The 249-nt window shown below is 59.4% G+C and carries 1 protein-coding gene; it reads left to right on the forward strand.

The window, feature by feature from the left end:
• Nucleotides 1-249, forward strand: a 249-nt coding sequence (locus tag AC0L20_RS41510; RefSeq protein WP_473295913.1) for an arylamine N-acetyltransferase, incomplete at both ends; no start/stop codon positions are given.

Below are 249 nucleotides of genomic sequence, written 5' to 3' on the forward strand. Positions count from 1 at the left end.
GGCCTGTACGTGTTCGACCTGCAGGTGCAAACCGACATCGATTATGAAGTGGGCAACTGGTACGTCTCCACCCACCCTGGCTCACCGTTCATGGGGCAACTGAAAGCGGCGCTGTTGGTCCCTGGCAAGCGCCATACCCTGGCCAACGCCCACTATGCGACCCATTATCTGGATCGGCCCAGCGAAAAGCGCGCTATCAAAAGTGCCGACCAGATGCTCGCGTTGCTGCGCGACACCTTTGCCATTCGC

Source organism: Bradyrhizobium sp. Kon58, assembly GCF_055807455.1.